This is a genomic window from Oleiphilus sp. HI0125 (genome assembly GCF_001635355.1).
Genome location: NZ_LWGF01001429.1, coordinates 1 through 886, shown reverse-complemented (window position 1 = coordinate 886; position 886 = coordinate 1). Strand labels below are relative to the sequence as shown.

The 886-nt window shown below is 45.7% G+C and carries 1 protein-coding gene; it reads right to left on the bottom strand.

What is annotated here, in order from left to right; translation table 11 throughout:
- A partial coding sequence (locus tag A3762_RS24420) for a MoxR family ATPase (protein WP_068758063.1) occupies nucleotides 1-866 on the bottom strand: 866 nt, incomplete at its 3' end.
- Nucleotides 867-886: the final 20 nt, after the last annotated feature.

Sequence of the window (886 nt, the reverse complement as noted above, 5' to 3'; positions counted from 1 at the left end):
ACATCATGGATCACAGCACTCACATCTTGAGGTGAGACGAAGTCTTTTCCTTTAATCCATGCGTAGGCCCGTGCACAACGATCGAGTGAAATTGTGCCTCTGGGGCTCACACCAAATTCGACCCAACGTGCAAGCTCTTCGCTAAATCTTCTTGGCTCTCGCGTCGCCGTCGTAAGGGAAATAATATAATCTTCAACAGCTTCAGACATGTGAATACCCAAAACTTCTTGTCGTGCTTGTTGGATAACCGCTTTACTTAATGTGATTCCAGACTCAGCTTCACTGGCGGCTTTCTTGAGCTCATCTCGGACTAAACGCAAAATAAGCTTTTCTGCTTCCGCAGATGGATAATCGATCGTTACATGCAAGAGAAAACGGTCAAGCTGCGCTTCAGGGAGAGGGTAAGTGCCTTCTTGCTCAATTGGGTTTTGTGTTGCCATCACTAAAAATAAATCATCAAGCGGGTAAGTCTGTTTACCTACACTCACTTGATGCTCCGCCATTGCTTCAAGCAAAGCGGCTTGTACTTTAGCTGGGGCACGATTAATTTCATCTGCAAGTACGAGGTTGTGAAAAATCGGTCCGCGCTGAAATTCGAACGAGTTTGTTTCCATTCGATAGATCTCGGTGCCTGTAATATCAGAAGGCAACAAATCCGGTGTAAATTGAATACGCTGGAAGTCGCCTTCAATTTGATCTGACAAAGACTTAATTGCCTTTGTTTTTGCAAGCCCTGGCGCCCCCTCTACAAGCAAGTGGCCATCGGCTAGCAATGCGATCAGCAAACAGTCCACCAAATGTTCCTGTCCAATGATGGTTGACGACAGTTGCGTCTTTAGAGACGAAAATACTTGATTGGCTTGCATGTTGGATGAGTCTCAACTGA